A 719-nucleotide genomic window follows, 5' to 3' on the forward strand; every position below is an offset into this window, starting at 1 on the left:
CAAAACGTGCAGAGCCAAGCAACTTGTTTAAAACAAGCTCCTGTTCCACATTAGGCTCAAGCCTAAATTTGTATGCTTTGTTGATTTTCATCAATGAGTGTGCATGTAGTAATATATGTATAACACTATCACCAAATAAACACCCGATCAATGACAGAAATATATAAAAACCGCAATTCAGTCTTTAATTTACACGTACACTTGGTATTTATTACAAAGTACAGGAAGAAAATTTTAGGTGAGTTACACCATAAATATTTTATTGAGTGTGTATCTGAGATATGTAAAGAATTTGATGCAGAATTAAAAGAGTGTAATGGTGAAGCAGATCATGTTCACATGCTTATTCAGTACCCACCGACAGTTCAACTCAGTAAATTAGTTAATAATTTAAAATCCGTAACAAGCAGAAAAATGAGGAATGAATTTTTAGATTTACGTGGTAGCTATGCCAAGCCTGTTTTATGGTCACGATCTTACTTTGCAGGGTCGTGTGGTGGTGCGCCTTTGGATATTATTAAAAAGTACATTCAAAACCAACAAGGTTAAAATCTGTGAAATTCACCTCTACCCTGACTGTCGGGTGGAGGTGAATTTCACTTTAAGATAGAAAACTCTGTACACGACAAATTTCATAGGATCCTTGTCCTATCAGGCTTTTTCTTTCTTAAAATTGCTAGCACTTTCTTAAATTCTTCTTTTTTTCCAAAACCAATCAA

Annotated in this window: 2 protein-coding genes; one reads left to right on the forward strand and one right to left on the reverse strand. The window is 34.4% G+C overall.

Features of this window, described 5'->3' with window-relative positions; all coding sequences use genetic code 11:
* Positions 1 to 91: helix-turn-helix domain-containing protein (locus ACE01T_RS17315; RefSeq protein ID WP_395519766.1), on the reverse strand; the 91-nt coding region annotated here is incomplete at its 3' end.
* 59 nt (positions 92 to 150) lie between these two features.
* On the opposite strand from ACE01T_RS17315, the gene tnpA reads away from it, so the two are divergent.
* Positions 151 to 549 carry an IS200/IS605 family transposase gene (tnpA, locus tag ACE01T_RS17320; RefSeq protein ID WP_180082749.1) on the forward strand — a complete coding sequence of 133 codons (399 nt, stop codon included), beginning with the start codon at positions 151 to 153 and terminating at the stop codon, positions 547 to 549.
* Positions 550 to 719: the final 170 nt, after the last annotated feature.

Source organism: Acinetobacter uliginosus (assembly GCF_044130295.1).
In the GTDB taxonomy this organism is placed as follows: domain Bacteria; phylum Pseudomonadota; class Gammaproteobacteria; order Pseudomonadales; family Moraxellaceae; genus Acinetobacter.